Consider the following 16,796-nt stretch of genomic DNA (forward strand, 5'->3'; position numbering starts at 1 on the left):
ACCCAAATCCGAAAACCCGGATGGCTCATGGTATTGTCTTCAAGAGACCGCAAATTCGTCGACGTCTATATGGCCTGGTTAAGGCCATCGCTAGAGCGCCGCCGCCTGCGTTTCTCTTTCCAATTCAACAATGTCAAAGACCAAACCCGACTTCCGCCAGGCCCACTGTTTAGCGCCGGTGGCCGGCGGAGGCGGCTATCTAGTGGCCGACCTCATTCGTGTCAATCGGTCGTTTCGACCATTTCGCCGGGGCCCATCTTTCGATGGAAATCGGCAAAACCAAACCCTTGGGCCGCCGAGGGGCTTCCCTCATCAGTCCGTAGCGATTCGATTGAGGAACGGGAACTTAGCGGCGAACGCTCAAAAATCAAGGAGTTTTTAAATCCTTGGTTCTGCGCGGACGACGCCTCGGCCCCGAACGGAGCGCGCTTATGATGGTGACCGCCGATCGCGTCAACCGTCCTTAGGCCGATTATGGGGGACATCGACCGCCCTCCCCCGCCGCTTGTTATGGCCGCCCCCGCCCCCTAAGGGATGAAGGCGCGAGAAAACAGGAGGATGGCCCAGACATGTTGTCTCAAAAGGCTCGTTACGGGCTGAGAGCCCTGGTCGAACTCGCGCGTGCGGAGGGCGTCCAGCTGACCTCCGGCGAGCTCGCCCTGCGCGCCGACGCGCCGCGCAAGTTCCTGGAAGCCATTCTGCTGGAGCTGGCGCGCAACCGAGTCGTGGTCAGCCGGCGCGGCAAGTTCGGCGGCTACACCCTCGCGCGGCCGGCGCCGGACATCACCTTCGCGGAGATCATCCGCATCATCGACGGGCCGCTGGCGCTCGCGCCCTGTGTGAGTCGCACCGCCTTTCGCAAATGCGATGACTGTCCCGACCTGGCGACCTGCTCCTTGCGCGAGGCGCTGTTGCGCGCCCGCGACGCCACGGCCGACGTCCTGGAGGGCTATAGCCTCTCCGACGCCGCCGCTTGCGAGGGCGCGGAGGTGTTCAAGACCGCCTAGCGGGAGCCCGAGCGCTCAGCCGGTGGCGATATAGGCCTTCAGGCCGTCGGCCTCGGCCTCGACCTCGGAAATCTTGCTCTTCACCAGGTCGCCGATCGAGACAATGCCGAGCAGCCTCGCCCCCTCCACCACCGGCAGGTGGCGGATGCGCCGGTCGGTCATCTTGGTCAGCAGGGAATCGACCGTCTCACCCGGCTTGGCGAACAGCACCTCGCGGGTCATGAACTTGGAGATCGGCTGGGTCAGCGCCTCGGCGCCGCCTTCCGCCACCGCGCGAACCACGTCGCGCTCGGAGACAATGCCGGCCACCGCGTCGCCGTCCAGGACGACCATGGCGCCGACCCGCCTCGCATAGAGCAAAGCGCAGATCGCCCCCACCGTCTCGTTTGGCGTGGCCGTGAAGACCAGGTCGCCCTTGGTCCTCAGGATCTGAGATACAAGCATGAACGCTAACTCCCTTATCCCCTAGAGGGAGAGCGTCGCTCAGCCGGAACTTTAAATCAATCAGAGATATCCCGCCGGGCCAGCCAGGCGAACGGACCCGCGAGCAGCGCGCCCGCCGCGAAGCCGAACAGATGCGCCTCCCACGCCACTGGCGCGTCACCCATCCCCGGCGCGAAGCCCAGCACCGCGACGAGCAGATTCACCACCAGCCAGGCGATCCCCATGCCGATCACCGGCGCGCTCAGGATCGGCCCCATGCCGCCGCGTCCGGCGATGATTCGCGACGCCGCAGCCATCAGGGCCGAGACCGCCCCCGACGCCCCCACCAACAGCATCTGTCCGCCCGGATGGACCAGGGCGAAGCCAAGATTGGAAAGCGCGCCACAGACCAGGCAGAACAGGAAGAAGGCCCCCGCCCCGGCGAACTTCCCACCGAACAGCCGGGCGAGCGGCGTGCCGAACGCCAAGGCTCCAGCGCTGTTGGCCAAGGCGTGGGGCCAACTCCCGGACAGGAACAGGGCGCTGACCAGGGTCTCGTAGCGCCCCTGCTCCAAGGCCTGTGGCGAGAAGGCCCAGCGCGGCAAGATTTGCTCGGCCGGCAGGAATGACTGCGCGCCATAGACCACCAGGATCACCACGGCGATCAGCAAGGCCGGCCACGGCGCGTTGAACATGGGCTGTCTGTCGTCGTCCAAGCGGGGAATCCTCAATATGGGCGGCGAAACATCGGGTCGCGCGGCCCGTCTTAACCAAAAAGCCAGGGTCTTTAACGTTTAGTGCCCAGTGACCGCATTTGGCACGCCGGTTGCGTGCCTGATCTTATGTGTTTCGCCCGCGCGGAGTTTCAGAAGTTCCCATGGCCGCTGTCTCCCCCGCCGCGCCGCGTCTGATCGTGCTGACTGTCGGCCTCCTCGCCGGCCTCGCCTGGGCCGGCGCCGCCGACGCCCAGAGCATGAACGCCAATTCCGCCGCCTATAACGCCGGCTACGGCCGCGTGGCCGGATCGGAGAACCAGCCGGTCAATGTCTCCACCCGCGACGCCAACGGCAACCGGGTGATCGTCGACGGCCTGATCCTCACCGGCGAGGACCAGTCGAGCTTCTCGACCGCCTCCGGCGCGATCGATTCCTTCGCCGGCGTCGGCGCCTCGTCCGGCGGCTCGACGGCGATCGGCAACAGCCTTGTGGTCGTCACCCAGGGCAACAACAACACCGTCATCATCAACTCGACCCAGACCAACACCGGGGCGGTGACCGCCACCACCAAGGTGAACAGCGGAGGGGTCGGCAATGGTCAGTAGGCCCAGGCTGATGCGCGCCGCCGCCGTACTGGCCGCCGCCTCGGTGGCCCTGGCCGGCTGCGCGACGCCGGTGGCGGGGCCCAGCGGCAACTACGCCCATTCCATCGGGTCGGCCCCGGTGACCGCCAATCCGACGCCCTATTCCGCCGCCCTGGTCTGCATGGCCGGCTATGCGCGCTCCACCCAGCTGGTGGCGCCGCGCATCGCGGTCGGCCGCATCGCCGACTACACGGGCAAGTCGGAGTCCGACGGCTCGGGTCGCAAGATCACCCAGGGCGCCTCGCTGATGGCCATGTCGGCCTTCGCCAAGGCCGGCATGCCGCTGGTCGAGCGCTTCGACACCTCGGTCTCCGAGCTGGAGCTGAAATACGCCAACAACAAGCTGATCTCCGACGCGCCCAATCCCGCGCCCAACCAGGCGGCCGACTATCGCCGCATCCTGGCCGGCCAGGTGCCGGGGTCGGACTTCTATGTGGCCGGCGGCATCACCGAGCTGAACTTCAACATCCGCTCCTCCGGTTTCGACGCCGCCGCCGGCGGCCAGAACACCGACGATCTGAAGGGCACCTTCCGCGGCCGTATGTTCATCATGAACATCGGCATGGACCTGCGGCTGATCAACACCCGCACCCTGGAGGTGGTCGATGTCATCTCCTACCAGAAGCAGGTGGTCGGCCGGGAAGTCGGCGCCGGCCTGTTCGATTTCCTGGGCGGCAACGTGTTCGACATCTCGGCCGGGGCCGGGGCGCTCGAGCCCATGCAGCTGGCCGTGCGCTCCCTGGTGGAGCGGGCGGTGGTCGAGATGACCGCCAATCTCTACGGCATGCCGGGCCCCAAGGCCTGCTTGGCCAGTGACCCCCTGGGGGATGGCACGGTGGGGATCACCGGCGGCTATGTGCCCGCCTACAACAATCTGGGGACCAATAATGGGCAAACGCGGGCTGATCCTTCTCGCTGGAACGCTCGCCGTGATTCTGCCGTGCGGGGCCGCTACTAGCCAGACGGCTCCCAGCTCGGTTCTGAACACCCAGATCCAGCTCGGCGACGTCTTCGCCACCCAGACCCTGAACGTCGAGACGGTGACCGACCAGACCGCCGCCGCCAGCGGCGCGACCGCCAACAGTTATGAGGCGGCCAGCACCGGCAATAATATCGACATGCGCTCCAACCAGACGGCCGGGGGCGGCGTGACCGCCTATACCCAGGTCAATGTCGGGTCCAATTCCGGGGCGACCACGACAACCACAGCTGCGGCGGCCGGCAATTCCGGCTTCGCCGGGGTGACCGGCGCCACCATGACCGGGGTCTTCACCCAGACCACCAACGCCGTGCCGATCGCCTCCATCAACAAGATCGAGGCCGCCGAGGCCCAGGCCGGCGACGTCTCGGCCTCCAGCCAGGCGCTCGGCAACAGCCAGTCCCTGTCGGTCAGCGCCGGAACGGCGGGCCTGCGGGTCAATCAGACCAACGCCGCCCAGGTCACCTCGGACGGCGGCGGGGTCTATGGCCTGGTGGTCGGCAAGGCCGGCTTCGACGCCGCGACCATCGCCAACAACGTAAGCTACAGCGGCGATTCCGGCTCCGGGACGGCCCTGGCGGTCTCGCAGAACAACACCGCCGACCTGACCCAGGCCGCCCAGTTCACCAACTATGGCCAGGTGCAGGAGGCCAAGACCACGGCCCAGGCCACCGGCAACAACGTCAGCGCGGTCAATAGCGGCTTCGTGCTCGACGCCACGGTCCAGCAGCACAACCAGTCCTACGTCCGCGCCCAGGCCGAGGGCACGGCCGCCTATTTCGGCGCGGTCTCGACCACCGCCAGCGGGGTCGGCAACAACGCCCTGCTCGGCGATGTTGGCGGCGAGGTGCTGATCGACAACACCCAGGTCAATGATGGCGGCGGCATCGACTCGATCGCCTCGACCACGGCCCAGGACGGCTATGACGCCACGGCGACGGCGACCGCCACCGGCAATTCGGTCACCGGCTACGCCTGCGCCGCCTGCGAGGGCCGCATGAGCGTCGCCAACAGCCAGACCAACACGAGCGAGGTTGGCGCGTCCGCGACCACCACCACGACCGGGACGGTGCGCTCGGCGACCGGCGTCGCCACGGCCGTCGGCAATACCGCCACCTATTATGTGAGCCGCCCGGCCGGCCAATAGCGGCGGCCCTCGCCTTGATCCCGCCTTGCGCCGGTCATGACGCCCGGCGCATGTTGCCCGCCTTGTTCAATCAGATCGGAAATCTGGATGCACCGACCGTTGCGCACGGCGCTTGCCCTGGCCGCGTCCCTTTCGCTCTCAGCCTGCGCCGTTCCGCATCTGTCGCTCCCCAAGCTGCCCCGGTTCGAGCATGCCCCGCGCGCGCCGAAGCCGGCCGCGCCCGTCGCACCGGTCGCGCCGGCTGAACCCACGGCGTCGAAGGCGGCCAGGCATCCGTTCGCCTTCTCCGTCCCACATCTGTTCCCCAAACTCGAGGCGCACACCGCGCCCGCCGCCGTTCGCAAGGTCGGCGAGTGGCCACAGGTCCGTTCCGACATCACGCCGGATCCCGATTTCCGCTTTGGCGCCCTGCCGAACGGCATGCGCTACGCCATTCGCAAACAGTCGATTCCGCCCGGTCAGGCCGCCCTGCGCCTGCGGTTCGACGCCGGCTCGCTGATGGAGACCGACGCCCAGTCGGGCCTCGCCCACTTCCTGGAGCACATGGCCTTCAACGGATCCAAGGCCGTGCCCGAGGGCGAGATGGTCAAGATCCTGGAACGGCTGGGCCTGGCCTTCGGCGCCGACACCAATGCGGCGACCGACTTCAACGAGACGGTCTACAAGCTCGACCTGCCGCGCACCGACGCCGACACCGTCGACACCTCCCTGATGCTGCTGCGCGAGGCCGCCGGCAATCTGACCATCGATCCGGCCGCCGTCGACCGGGAGCGGGGCGTGGTGCTGTCGGAGGAGCGGGCCCGCGATGCGCCGGCCTATCGCGTCTACAAGGATCGCCTGGCCTTCTGGCTGAAGGGGCAAAGGCCGCCGCAACGCCTGCCGATCGGCAAGGTCGAGGTGCTGCAGACCGCGCCCGCATCACTGATCTCCGACTTCTATCACACCTGGTATCGTCCGGACCGCGCCGTGCTGGTGGCGATCGGCGACTTCGACCCGGCCGAGATGGAAGCCAAGATCAAGGCCCGCTTCGGCGACTGGTCGGCCACGACCCCGCCGCCGGCCGAGCCGGACCTGGGCGCGGTCGCCCCGCGTGGCCCGGAGGCCAAGCTGGTGGTGGAGAGCGGTGCGCCCCTGTCGCTGCAGATCGCCTGGATGGCCCCGCCCGAGCGCGCCGCCGACACCGCCGCCAAGCGACGGAGCGACATCGTCGAGCGGCTCGGATTCGCCGTGCTCAATCGCCGGCTTTCCAGCATGGCGCGCGCGCCGCAGCCGCCGTTCCTGGGGGCCGGCGCTTTCAAGAGCCAGCAATATCACGCCGCCCAGGTCACCCTGCTGACCGTCAACGCCGAGCCGGCGCGCTGGCGCGAGGCCCTGACCGCCGCCGCCCAGGAGCAGCACCGGGCTGTGCAGTACGGCGTCCGCCAGGATGAACTGGACCGCGAAATCGACGAGATGCGCGCCAGCCTCAAGGCCGACGCGGCCGGGACCGCCACCCGCACGCCCTCGGAAATGGCCTCTGAAGTGGTTGATTCCCTCGATGACGACGAAGTGGTCACCAGCCCGACCCAGGACCTGGACTCCTTCGAACTGGCGGTGAAGGGGCTCAAGGCCGATCAGGCCTCCGCCGCCCTGAAGGCCGCCTTCAAGGGCGATGGCCCCCTGGTCTTCATGACCTCGCCCAAGCCGATCGAGGGCGGCGAGGCCGCCCTGATGGCCGCCTACCAGGCGGCGGACAAGACCGAGGTCGCCGCGCCGACCGCGCCCGTCCAGGTCGCCTGGCCCTATGCCAGCTTCGGCGCCCCGGGCAAGGTGGTCGAGACCCGCGACGTCGCCGACATGGACACCACCTTCGTCCGGTTCGCCAACGGCGTCCGGCTGACCATCAAGCCGACCCACTTCCAGGACGACGAGGTCCTGGTCCGGGTCAATGTCGGCGGCGGGCGGATCGACCTGCCCAAGGACCGGCCGAGCATGGCCTGGGCGGCGGGCGCCTTCATCGAGGGCGGCCTCAAGCAGATCAGCGCCGAGGACATGGAACGCGTGCTGGCCAGCCGGGTCTATGGCGCGCGCTTCACCATCGCCGACGACGCCTTCGCCCTGACCGGTGAGACCCGGCCCGATCACCTCGACACCCAGTTGCAGGTCCTGGCCGCCTATGTCTCCCAGCCGGGTTGGCGTCCCGAGGCCTTCGAGCAGATCAAGGGCCGCGGCAAGACCATCCACGACCAGTTCGAGGCCACCGATTCCGGCGTCCTCTCCCGCGACCTGGCCGCCCTGATGCATGCCGGTGATCCGCGCTGGGCCTTCCCGACCCGCGAGCAGATCGCCAGCGCCAAGCTCGCCGATTTCCGCAACGAGGTGTCGCCGGACCTCGCCACCGGAGCGCTTGAGGTGGTGATCGTCGGCGACATTACGGTCGACAAGGCCACCGACCTGGTGGCCGAGACCTTCGGCGCCCTGCCCCCGCGTCCCGAGCCGGTGGCGGCGTCGGAAAGCCAAAGACAGGTCGGCTTCCCCGCCGGGGTCTCACAGCCGGTAGAGCGCACTCACAAGGGCCGCGCCGACCAGGCCATGGGCTACCTCGCCTGGCCCACCACCGACTTCTACGCAGATCCCCAGGGCGCCCGCGACACCGCCGTCATGGGCGAGGTCCTGGAGTTGCGACTGATCGACGAACTGCGCGAGAGCCAGGGCGCCACCTACTCGCCCCAGGTCTCCTACAATCACAGCTATGTCTGGCCGGGTTGGGGCTATGTCTCCGCCAATGTGGAGATCGCGCCCGAGAAGCTGCCCGCCTTCTTCACGGATGTCCGCAAGATCGCCGCAGACCTGCGCGCCAAGCCCCCGAGCCCAGACGAACTGGAGCGGGCCAAGAAGCCGCGCCTGGACCAGATCGAGAAGGCTCGCGAGACCAATGGCTATTGGCTGGGGGAACTCTCCGGCGCCCAGGCCGACCCGCGCAGGCTCGATGTGATCCGCGCCATCATCCCGGGGACGGAGCGGGTCACCGCCGATGACGTCCAGCGCGCCGCCCAACGCATCCTGAAGGACGAGCGCATGTGGATGCTGGAGGTTCGGCCGGAGGCGCAGAAATAGGCCTCGCCTACAGCCCGCGCGCGCTCAGGCGGCGGCGCCCTCGGCGGTCACCCGGGGCGGAATGGCGTTGAGGTCCAGCCCTTCGTGCCGCAGATGACCGAGCAGCTGGCCGAAATGATGCACCACTGAGGCGCCGCCCTCGAGCACGGCCGGCGCCTGCATGAATTCGACCCGGGTCATATAGCCGCCCGGGACCGCCATGCAGCGATCCAGCTTGATCAGGTGGCTGATCCGCCGGCGCATGGTTTCGCGCGGGATCGACAGGCGCTGCGCCAGTTCGGCGATGGTCGCCGGTCGCCGCAGGCTGTCCGGTGGCGGCGTCTCTGCGCCGGAATAGCGCCAGGCCATGGTTGGATCATGGGTGATCGGCTCAGCGTTGGCGTTCATCAAAGCGACGAAGACCACCGCATCGAGCATGGAGCCGTGCGCCCCGACGCCGCTTTCGAGGATTCGCAGGATGAAGTCGTCGAGCAGATTGCGCACCGTCCCCTCGCCGGGTGGGGTCGATGAGGGCTCGCGCGCACCGGCCGCGGGCATGATCTGGTCCAGGGAGAAGCCCAGGGTCTTGAGGTCGGCGATCGCCGCTACGACGGTTTCCAGGGCGGTGGGGCCGCGACCCGCTTCATATATGCTCAGGTCGGTGGCGGCCACGCGCTGGGCGCTGACCCTGCGGCAGTAGCCCTGCTCTTCAAGCTCCAGCACCTTGCGGCGGGTGGTCTCATAGGGAAGACCCAGGGACTGGGCGATGGCCCTGACACTGATCGCGCGCTGGCCCTCGTCAGACCCGCCACGGCTGGCCTGAGCCACCGCCAGGTGGATGATGGCGCGAATGAAATCGCGCTCGTGGGCGGCGACCAGACGGCCAGCCTCATCGATCAGCAGTTCGGAAATGCACCTGTAGACCAGCCGTTGCGTCCGGCGCTTTGCGTCGTCCGGCCCAATCTGCACGGCCATTCCCCCTACTGCCAAGCTTCGCCCGATTTGAGTAGGTGGCGCGGTCGAAAGCAAGACCGCGCGCCGCCGGGAGTGTCCTTTTCGCCCATCGGTAGGCTGAACACTAGTAGACCGTGCCGCCCACGCCGCCGTCCAAACTCATGGTTGTGGAGACGACAGCCGACTCAGTCCGCTCTTCCTCTTCGCGATAGGCGGTATAGGTCTCGGTGAGGGTCATGGTCAGGATCTTGATCCCCGCCCCGAACCGGCGAAGCAGCGAACGCTCGTTGCAGTCGCGGGCCGGCTTCTGCGGCCGGCATTCCACCTTGCCGCCCGGCGCGTGATAGAGCGCGTCGCCCTTGTGGCAAGTGAGGGTCTGGCCGCCGGAGAAATCCGCCTCACCCTTATATTCGGCGATCGTCGCCTGCAGCCAGGTCCCGGCGATGCAGCGATAGAGTTCGCCGTCATAGGCGTCCTCGATGTCGCGATCGGGAGTCGCCTGCGACGCCGGGTGCGGAATCGTCCGGTCGTCCAGGCAGACCGATTGGATCACCACGCGCCGCGTGCGGGTCCGCGTCGCCTGATAGGCGGTGCGCTTCATCCGCTTGCCGGTGTCGACGCTCAGTCCCTGGATGATGCCGCTGGCCATGGGTGGGGCGTAGCCGCCGCCCCCGCCACCACCGCCGTAATAGACCGTGCTGCCCGAACCCGAACCCGAACCCGCGCCTGCCCCCGCCGAAGATCCCGCGCTGGAGGCCGCATTGGCGATCGCAATGCTGACGGTCGAGACATTCACGTTGATATTGCTGCGGAAATTATTGGTCGTGTCGCAGCAGGTGACGGGTGGCGTCGGGGTCGTGCAACAGGGGGGCGTCGGTGTGGTGCAGCACGGCGGTGTGGGTGTCGTGCAGCAGGGCGGCGTCGGCGTGCAGTGGCAGTCGCCGGCCAGGGCCGTGACCGGCGCCGAGGCGCCGAAGATCAGAAGGGCCAGTCCCAGCAGGAAACCCAGAAGGCTTGTTCGCGTCGTCATGGGACGGCCCCTCCTTCGCAAGGCCCCGCCGTTAAGCATGCAAGAATCGCGCCGCAGGGGCGGCCCGCCTCGTTCCGTTTCCAACCGCCTGTCCCGATTGGGGACGTTTCGCGGCTGGCCCGTTTCTGCCTGCAAGCCCCATGCGGCCGCTTCTGGCCGGTTCCGGAGCTTGCTTCGAGATGTCGGTGTTCCATTCAAATACGGAACGGTTGATAGACTATTGGCGTAGCCGCGGCGGCGAAGGCCGTTTGCCCACGCGCATGGCCGTCAACCCTGCGGATTTCTCCGATCTGATCGCCCAGGTCTTCATCCTGGGGCGCGTCGGAACCGGCATCTATCCGATCCGTCTGGCCGGCGCTTTCCTTGGCGAACTGCACCAGCGCGACCTGCGCCAGCAGAACGCGCTGTCGCTGTTCCGCGAGCGCGACAAGCTGGAGATTAAGGCCGCTCTGGAGATGGCGCGTCGCCGGCCCGAGCCCGTGGTCACCACTGTCGAGGTTCCAACCGAGGGGCCCTCCATGAACATGGAGATCCTGTTCGCCCCGCTCGCCACCGCCGAAGGCGCGCCGGAGCGCTATCTGGGCCTCTATCAGCCACTGAACATGGTCTCGCGCCTGCGCGGTCTGCCGGCCCAGGAGTTCGCTGTCCGCTCGATCCGCGGCATGGGCCCGGCCAATGAGGAGACGCCGCGCCTGCGCCTCGCCACCCTCGACGGCCGCCGCATCGCCTGACGCGCGCGACGCGGGCGGCTAGGCTATCCTCTGAGTCCGGCCTTCGCCGGAGATGGAGGACCGCTTGGCTGGCAGTCAGGATTTCGCCGTTGATCCCCGCAACGCCACGGCGCGGGTCTGGCTGAACGGCCAGCTGGTTCCCAAGGCCGAGGCCCGGGTCTCGATCTTCGACGCCGGCTTCGTGCTCGGCGACGGGGTCTGGGAGGGCCTGCGCCTGCACAAGGGCCGGCTGATGTTCCTCGACACCCACCTGGACCGGCTGTTCGAGGGCGCTGCGGCGATCGAGCTCGACATCGGCCTGACCCGCCAGGGCGTGATCGACGCCCTGAACGAACTGTTCGCCGCCAATGACATGACCGACGGTGTCCATATCCGCCTGATGGTCACTCGGGGCGAGAAGTCGGCCGCCAATCAGGACCCGCGCAACGCGCTCGGCCGGCCGACCATCGTCATCGTCGCCGAGTGGAAGACGCCCAGCCCGGCCATCGCCACCCGGGGCCTGTCGCTACGGACCGTCTCGGTACGCTGCACGCCGCGCGAGATGTTCGACATGCGGTTGAACTCCCACAGCCGGCTGAACCTGATTCTCGCCCTGCAGGAGGCGATTCGCGCTGGCGCTGACGAAGCCTTGATGCTGGATCCGGCGGGAAACATCGCCAGCTGCAACGCCACCAACCTCTTCTGGGTCCGGGGCGGCGAGCTGCGCACCTCCCGCGATGATTTCTGCTTCAACGGCGTCACCCGGGCCAATGTCATGGACCTGGCCCGCGCCCACGCCATCCCCTTCGTCCAGGGCGACTTTCCGCCGGAGGATGCGCGGCTGGCCGACGAGGCCTTCGTCACCGGCACCTTCGGCGGCCTGACCCCGGTGCGCGAGATCGACGGTCGCGCCTTGCCCGCCGCCCTGCCCGGCCCGCTCACCACCCGCCTGCGCGCGCTCTATGACGCGCTCAAGGACGCCGAGGCGGCGAAATGACCACGCCGGAGCCCATCCGCGTCGCCATGTGGTCGGGGCCGCGCAACATCTCCACGGCCATGATGCGGGCCTTCGAGAATCGCGGCGACACCACCGTGGTCGATGAGCCGTTCTACGCCGCCTATCTGGCGACCACCGGCCTCGACCATCCGATGCGCGACGCGGTGCTGGCCTCCCAGCCCACCGACTGGCGAATCGTCGCCCAGGCCATGGCCGGGCCCACACCTGCAGGCGCAGCCGTCTTCTACCAGAAGCACATGACCCACCACATGACGCCCGGGGTCGAGCTCGACTGGACCACCGCCTGCCGCAACGCCTTCCTGATCCGCGCGCCGGAGGCGGTGCTGGCCAGCTACACGGCCAAGCGCGAGGACGTCACCCTGGCCGATATCGGCTTCGAGCGGCAGCGCGAACTGTTCGAGCGGGAAGCCGACCGGTTGGGCGCCCCGCCGCCGGTCGTGGAGGGTCGCGACGTGCTGGCCGACCCCCGCGGAACCCTGACCGCGCTCTGCGAAGCTCTGGGCGTCAGCTTCGATCCCGCCATGCTGGCCTGGCCCGCCGGCCCCCGCGACACCGACGGGGTCTGGGCGCCGGCCTGGTACGACGCTGTCGAGCGTTCCACGGGCTTCGGACCGCCGGGGCCCGAGGTTTCCTCCGCCGGCCTCAACGACGACCTGCGCCGGATCGCCGACGCCGCGCGCCCGCACTACGAACGCCTGGCCGCCTTCAGGCTGGCCGCCGCGCCCGCCCTGGATTGACCGCGCCTCGCTCAACCTTGAGTATCAGCCGCCACGAGGGTTGGGGGAACCGCCATGAAGCGTTTGTTGAAAATGGTCTGCGCGCTGACGGCGCTCAGCCTGCTGGCCGCGCCGGTCGCCCAGGCCGCGCCCAGCCCGATGCTCAGCACGGCCGAGAAACTCACCCTCAAGGGCAAGAAGGGCGAGAGCCTGTTCCGTCCCGGCTACGTGCTCGGCGAATATACCGGCGCCTCGGGCGGCGTCGCCTCGTCGACGCGAACGCCGGGTATCTATTCCAAGGACAAGCTGAAGGCGGACTTCACCGTCACCCGCCCCGGCTGGGCCGCCCCGGTCACCGTGACCTGTTCCGGTGGCCAGAGCCGCCTGGGCCTGGGCTGGATCACCTTCAAGCGCGACACCCTGGACTATGTCTGTGAATTCGGCGGCTCGGCGCCCCAGGGCGCGGCCTTCGCGCTCGCCATGACCAAGGGGGGCTTCCTGCAGGAACTGGCCCAGCCGCAGCGCGCGGCCGAGCTGCGCTATGGCGCGGTCACCCTGCGCGCCCAGACCAAGGTCCTCGGCGGCCTGCCGATCGGCGGCGGCGGCGCGACCAGCTATGTCTTCATCAAGGGCGAGCAGGAGATCGGCGGATTGCAGCTCAACGCCTTCCCGCCCGCCTTCTATCTGCCGCCCCAGGGATCAGCAGACCGCGACGCCGCCGCGATCCTGTCGCTGATCCTGTTCTATTTCCGCGACCCGGGCCGCCAGGACCACTAGGCCAGCTCGGTCGAGCTCGCCCAGTCCAGCCGCGCCAGGTCCTGTTCCGTCAGCTTCAGCCGCGCCGAGCCCATCAGCTCGGTCAGCTGCGCGACACTGGTCGCCGAGGCGATCGGGCCGGTCAGGCCGGGCTGGGCCATGACCCAGGCCAGGGCCACCTGGGCCGGGCTGGCGTCGTGCACCGCCGACACCTCGTCCAGCACCGCCAGGATGCGCAGGCCGCGTTCGTCCAGATAGCGCTTCACGCCGCGCCCGCGCGGGCTCTTGGCCAGGTCGGCCTCCGAGCGGTACTTGCCGGTCAGGAAGCCGGAGGCCAGGCCGTAATAGGGGATCACCCCGACCTCGTTCTCGATGCAGAGCTGCTGCATCCCGGCCTCGAAGCCCGTTCGGTCATAGAGATTATAGAGCGGCTGCTCGCTCTGATACCGCGCCCAGCCCTTGGCCGCGCTGAGGTCCAGCGCCGACTTCAGTCGTTCCGGCTCGAAGTTCGAGGCGCCGATGGCCCGCACCTTGCCGGCCTTGACCAGCCGCTCATAGGCCTCGGCCGTCTCGTCCTGGCCGGTCTCGGGATCGTCGCGGTGCGACTGGTAGAGATCGATGACGTCGGTTTGCAGCCGCTTCAGCGAGGCTTCCACGGCCTCGACCATGTACTTGGCCGACAGCCCCTTCATCCCCTCGCCCATCTCTGAGCCGAGCTTGGTCATCAGCACGACCTTGTCGCGCTTGCCGCTGGCCTTGAACCAGGCGCCGATCACCGTCTCCGAGGCCCCGCCGCCCGCGGGCGCCCAACGGGAATAGACATCCGCCGTGTCGACCGCATTGAACCCCGCGTCGACGAAGGCGTCGAGGATGGCGAACGAGGTGGCCTCGTCCGCCGTCCAGCCGAACACATTGCCCCCCAGGATGAGCGGCGCGACCATCAGGTCGGATTTCCCTAGCCGGCGCAGATCCATACCGTCTCTCCCTGGTTGGCGCGCTTCAGGCCGCCTTCTGGCCGTCGTCATACACCGCCACGTCGTCGGCCGGCAAAGCCGCCTTGCCGCGCAGCATGTCGGAGGCCTTCTCGGCGATCATGATGGTGGGCGCATTGGTGTTGCCGCCCACCAGCGTCGGCATGACCGAGGCGTCGATGACCCGCAGGCCTTCGATGCCCTGGACCTTCAATTCCTCGTCGACCACCGCCATGGGATCGCCCTTGGCGCCCATGCGACAGGTGCCGACCGGGTGATAGATGGTCTCGGCCGCCGTCTTGATCCAGGCGTCCAGCTCCTCGTCGGTCTGCACCGCCTTGCCGGGGAACAGTTCCTCGGTGCGATAGGGGTCCAGCGCCGACTGTTCGGCCACCTTGCGCATCATCTTGACGCCTTCGCGCAGGGCGCGGCGGTCTTCCTCGGTCGACAGATAATTGGCGAAGATCGCCGGATCATCGAACGGATCGGCCGACTTCAGCCCCACCCGGCCCCGGCTCTCGGGGCGCAGCTGGCAGACGTGGAAGGTGAAGCCGTCCTTCGGCACGGCGACCTTGCCGTGCTCCTGCATCACCGCCAGCACCACGTGGACCTGCAGGTCGGGGCGGTCGAGATCGGGGCGTGACTTCAGGAAGGCGCCGGATTCCAGCGCGTTCTGACGGCCCAGGCCCTTCTTGAACAGCAGGTAGTTCAGGCCGACGAACAGGGTGCGGATGCCCTTGCGCATCGAATAGATGGTGATCGGCTTGGGGCACTCCCACGACAGGGTGCAGTCCAGGTGGTCCTGCAGATTGGCGCCCACGCCGGGCAGGGCCTTGACCACCGCGATGCCGTGCTTGGCCAGTTCCTCGGGATCGCCGATGCCGGACAGCTGCAGGATCTGCGGCGACTGCACCGCGCCGGCGCAGAGCAGCACCTCACGGCCCGCGTGGACGATCTTCTTTTCCTTGGTCTTTTCGTCGGCGTACTCGACGCCCACGGCCTTGCCGTTCTCGATGATGATCCGCGTCGTCCGCGCGCCGGTCAGGCAGGTCAGGTTCGGGCGGTTCAGCACCGGGTGCAGATAGCCCCGCGCCGCGCTCCAGCGCTCGCCGTCCTTGATGGTCAGCTGGTAGGGGCCCCAACCTTCCTGCTGGAAGCCGTTGAAATCGCTGGTGACCATGTGCCCGGCCTGCTTGCCGGCGTCGATGGCCGCCTTGTAGATCGGGTTCGGGGTCGAGGCGCGGGACACCGACAGCGGGCCCTCGCCGCCGTGATAGGCGTCGCCGCCGCCCTCGATGCTTTCCGAGCGCTTGAAGTAGGGCAGCACGTCCTTGTAGGCCCAGCCGTTCAGGCCCATCTGGCGCCACTGGTCATAGTCGCGGGCGTGGCCGCGGATATAGATCATGCCGTTGATCGAGGACGACCCGCCCCAGCCCTTGCCGCGCGGCCACCAGAGCTTGCGGTCGTTCAGCTGCGGCTCCGGCTCGGTCCAGAAACCCCAGTTATAGGTGTTCTTGGTCGGCAAGAGCGCGCCGACCCCAGCCGGCATCCGCACCAACAGCGAATTGTCCTTCACGCCCGCTTCCAGCAGCAGGACCTTGACGTCCGCATCCTCGGTCAGACGGTTGGCCAGAACGCAGCCGGCCGAGCCTGCCCCGATGATGATGTAGTCGTAGCGGTCCATGCGCGGTCCTGCCCTGAACGGTGTTTAGTTGGCCGGAACTTACAAGCCTCGCCGGAGGTGGCAAGACGCGACGCGGGGTCAAGACGCATAAAGTTGACGCCCGCGTCACCCATTCCGAAATCGCCGCCTCGCCCGCGCCACCGAAATCCCGCTAAACAACGGCCAAAGCCAGGAGACCGCGCCCATGTCCCGCCGCCCGCTCATCGCCCAGATCGTCGCCGCGATCATCGCCGGCCTCGGCTTGGTGGCCGCCACCTCGGCCCACGCCTGGGGAACCCGGGGCCATGAGTGGATCACCGGCCTGGCGATAGAGCGCCTGCCCCCCGCCCTGCCCGGCTTCCTGCGCACGCCCCAGGCCGCCGAGGACATGGCGGTGATCAGCCGCGAGCCGGACCGCTGGCGCGCCTCCGGCCAGGCCCACGACGCCGAGCGCGACCCCGGCCACTACATCCATGTCGACGACGCGGGCCTGGTCCTCGGCGTCACGCCCTTCGCGGCCCTGCCGCCCACCCGCGAGGCCTTCGACACCGGCCTGCGGGTCCAGGGCGCGGACCAGTATCAGGCCGGTTACCTGCCCTACGCCATCGACGACGGCTGGCAGCAGCTGGTCCGCGACTTCGCCTTGTGGCGGGTGGAGCGGGTCGGCGCCAGGACCGCCAAGTCCCCCGCCGACCGCGCCTGGTTCACGGCCGACCTCAAGCGGCGCGAGGCGCTGACGATCCGCGATCTCGGCGTCTGGAGCCACTATGTCGGCGACGCCGCCAACCCCATGCACGTCAGCACCCACTATGTGGGCTGGGGCGCCGGCCCCAATCCCAAGGGCTACTCGAACGCCAAGGACCTGCACTGGCGGTTCGAGGCGATCTTCGTGAAAGCCAATCTCGACCGCGCCCAGCTCGCTCCGCTCTTGAAGCCCTACCGCGACTGCGCCTGCGCCATCGCCGCCCGCACCACCGCCTATCTGGA

16 protein-coding genes are annotated in these 16,796 nt (G+C 68.3%); 10 read left to right on the forward strand and 6 right to left on the reverse strand.

All coding sequences use genetic code 11. The features are described 5' to 3' along the window. Positions 1-569 precede the first annotated feature (569 nt). Entirely contained in the window at positions 570-1,007 is a 438-nt protein-coding gene (locus Q7P21_RS12185) for an Rrf2 family transcriptional regulator (RefSeq protein ID WP_304177266.1), read from the forward strand. A gap of 15 nt (positions 1,008-1,022) precedes the next feature. On the opposite strand, the gene Q7P21_RS12190 is transcribed toward Q7P21_RS12185, so the two are convergent. Continuing rightward, positions 1,023-1,451: a CBS domain-containing protein gene (locus Q7P21_RS12190; protein WP_304177268.1), complete on the reverse strand. Its 429-nt coding sequence runs from the start codon at positions 1,449-1,451 to the stop codon at positions 1,023-1,025. 56 nt (positions 1,452-1,507) lie between these two features. Next, on the reverse strand, positions 1,508-2,146 hold the full coding sequence (locus Q7P21_RS12195) for a rhomboid family intramembrane serine protease (RefSeq protein WP_304177269.1): 639 nt from the start codon (positions 2,144-2,146) through the stop codon (positions 1,508-1,510). Between the two features lie 161 nt (positions 2,147-2,307). Between Q7P21_RS12195 and hfaA the strand changes: the two genes are divergently transcribed. The 4 genes from hfaA to Q7P21_RS12215 all read left to right on the forward strand — a co-directional run bounded on the left by hfaA (position 2,308) and on the right by Q7P21_RS12215 (position 8,012). Beyond that, positions 2,308-2,751: a holdfast anchoring protein HfaA gene (gene hfaA, locus Q7P21_RS12200; RefSeq protein WP_304177271.1), complete on the forward strand. Its 444-nt coding sequence runs from the start codon at positions 2,308-2,310 to the stop codon at positions 2,749-2,751. Between the two features lie 10 nt (positions 2,752-2,761). Then, positions 2,762-3,748 carry a holdfast anchoring protein HfaB gene (hfaB, locus tag Q7P21_RS12205; RefSeq protein WP_304171970.1) on the forward strand — a complete coding sequence of 329 codons (987 nt, stop codon included), beginning with the start codon at positions 2,762-2,764 and terminating at the stop codon, positions 3,746-3,748. Then, complete coding sequence (gene hfaD, locus Q7P21_RS12210; RefSeq protein WP_304171966.1) at positions 3,720-4,916, forward strand: holdfast anchor protein HfaD; 1,197 nt, start codon at positions 3,720-3,722, stop codon at positions 4,914-4,916. Before hfaB ends, hfaD begins: the two co-directional genes overlap by 29 nt. 87 nt (positions 4,917-5,003) lie before the next feature. Beyond that, positions 5,004-8,012 (forward strand): pitrilysin family protein, encoded by a 3,009-nt coding sequence (locus Q7P21_RS12215; protein WP_304177272.1) that lies wholly within the window; start codon positions 5,004-5,006, stop codon positions 8,010-8,012. Between the two features lie 24 nt (positions 8,013-8,036). On the opposite strand, the gene Q7P21_RS12220 is transcribed toward Q7P21_RS12215, so the two are convergent. Both Q7P21_RS12220 and Q7P21_RS12225 read right to left on the reverse strand, forming a co-directional pair. Then, positions 8,037-8,966 (reverse strand): hypothetical protein, encoded by a 930-nt coding sequence (locus Q7P21_RS12220; protein ID WP_304177274.1) that lies wholly within the window; start codon positions 8,964-8,966, stop codon positions 8,037-8,039. Between the two features lie 103 nt (positions 8,967-9,069). Beyond that, positions 9,070-9,975, reverse strand: a complete 906-nt coding sequence (locus Q7P21_RS12225) for a hypothetical protein (RefSeq protein ID WP_304166261.1) — start codon at positions 9,973-9,975, stop codon at positions 9,070-9,072. 179 nt (positions 9,976-10,154) lie between these two features. Here Q7P21_RS12225 and Q7P21_RS12230 point away from each other — a divergent pair, with 179 nt between their 5' ends. From Q7P21_RS12230 to Q7P21_RS12245, 4 genes are all read left to right on the forward strand, one after another. Beyond that, positions 10,155-10,706 (forward strand): PAS domain-containing protein, encoded by a 552-nt coding sequence (locus tag Q7P21_RS12230; RefSeq protein ID WP_304166258.1) that lies wholly within the window; start codon positions 10,155-10,157, stop codon positions 10,704-10,706. 64 nt (positions 10,707-10,770) lie between these two features. Then, entirely contained in the window at positions 10,771-11,682 is a 912-nt protein-coding gene (locus tag Q7P21_RS12235; RefSeq protein WP_304166255.1) for an aminotransferase class IV, read from the forward strand. Beyond that, the gene (locus tag Q7P21_RS12240; RefSeq protein WP_304177276.1) at positions 11,679-12,440 is read left to right on the forward strand and encodes a hypothetical protein; all 762 of its coding nucleotides are present in this window, start codon (positions 11,679-11,681) and stop codon (positions 12,438-12,440) included. Before Q7P21_RS12235 ends, Q7P21_RS12240 begins: the two co-directional genes overlap by 4 nt. 54 nt (positions 12,441-12,494) lie before the next feature. Further along, positions 12,495-13,196, forward strand: a complete 702-nt coding sequence (locus Q7P21_RS12245; RefSeq protein ID WP_304177277.1) for a hypothetical protein — start codon at positions 12,495-12,497, stop codon at positions 13,194-13,196. On the opposite strand, the gene Q7P21_RS12250 is transcribed toward Q7P21_RS12245, so the two are convergent. Beyond that, a complete protein-coding gene (locus tag Q7P21_RS12250; RefSeq protein WP_304177279.1) occupies positions 13,193-14,149 on the reverse strand; it encodes an aldo/keto reductase in 957 nt (318 codons plus the stop codon). The genes Q7P21_RS12245 and Q7P21_RS12250 overlap by 4 nt on opposite strands. A gap of 25 nt (positions 14,150-14,174) precedes the next feature. After that, positions 14,175-15,830, reverse strand: coding sequence for a choline dehydrogenase (locus tag Q7P21_RS12255; protein ID WP_304166243.1), 1,656 nt, complete (start codon positions 15,828-15,830; stop codon positions 14,175-14,177). A 184-nt stretch (positions 15,831-16,014) separates the two neighbouring features. Here Q7P21_RS12255 and Q7P21_RS12260 point away from each other — a divergent pair. Then, the coding region (locus tag Q7P21_RS12260; protein WP_304177281.1) for a S1/P1 Nuclease at positions 16,015-16,796 on the forward strand (782 nt) is incomplete at its 3' end.

Source organism: Phenylobacterium aquaticum, from assembly GCF_947378715.1.
GTDB classification, from domain to species: Bacteria; Pseudomonadota; Alphaproteobacteria; order Caulobacterales; family Caulobacteraceae; genus Phenylobacterium; species Phenylobacterium aquaticum_A.

Bases quoted from the DNA above. Each gene is read 5' to 3' on its own strand.
- Q7P21_RS12185 (WP_304177266.1), top strand. From the start codon at position 570: ATGTTGTCTCAAAAGGCTCGTTACGGGCTGAGAGCCCTGGTCGAACTC.
- Q7P21_RS12190 (WP_304177268.1), bottom strand. From the start codon at position 1,451: ATGCTTGTATCTCAGATCCTGAGGACCAAGGGCGACCTGGTCTTCACG.
- hfaA (WP_304177271.1), top strand. From the start codon at position 2,308: ATGGCCGCTGTCTCCCCCGCCGCGCCGCGTCTGATCGTGCTGACTGTC.
- hfaB (WP_304171970.1), top strand. From the start codon at position 2,762: ATGCGCGCCGCCGCCGTACTGGCCGCCGCCTCGGTGGCCCTGGCCGGC.
- Q7P21_RS12215 (WP_304177272.1), top strand. From the start codon at position 5,004: ATGCACCGACCGTTGCGCACGGCGCTTGCCCTGGCCGCGTCCCTTTCG.
- Q7P21_RS12220 (WP_304177274.1), bottom strand. From the start codon at position 8,966: ATGGCCGTGCAGATTGGGCCGGACGACGCAAAGCGCCGGACGCAACGG.
- Q7P21_RS12225 (WP_304166261.1), bottom strand. From the start codon at position 9,975: ATGACGACGCGAACAAGCCTTCTGGGTTTCCTGCTGGGACTGGCCCTT.
- Q7P21_RS12230 (WP_304166258.1), top strand. From the start codon at position 10,155: ATGTCGGTGTTCCATTCAAATACGGAACGGTTGATAGACTATTGGCGT.
- Q7P21_RS12240 (WP_304177276.1), top strand. From the start codon at position 11,679: ATGACCACGCCGGAGCCCATCCGCGTCGCCATGTGGTCGGGGCCGCGC.
- Q7P21_RS12245 (WP_304177277.1), top strand. From the start codon at position 12,495: ATGAAGCGTTTGTTGAAAATGGTCTGCGCGCTGACGGCGCTCAGCCTG.
- Q7P21_RS12250 (WP_304177279.1), bottom strand. From the start codon at position 14,149: ATGGATCTGCGCCGGCTAGGGAAATCCGACCTGATGGTCGCGCCGCTC.
- Q7P21_RS12255 (WP_304166243.1), bottom strand. From the start codon at position 15,830: ATGGACCGCTACGACTACATCATCATCGGGGCAGGCTCGGCCGGCTGC.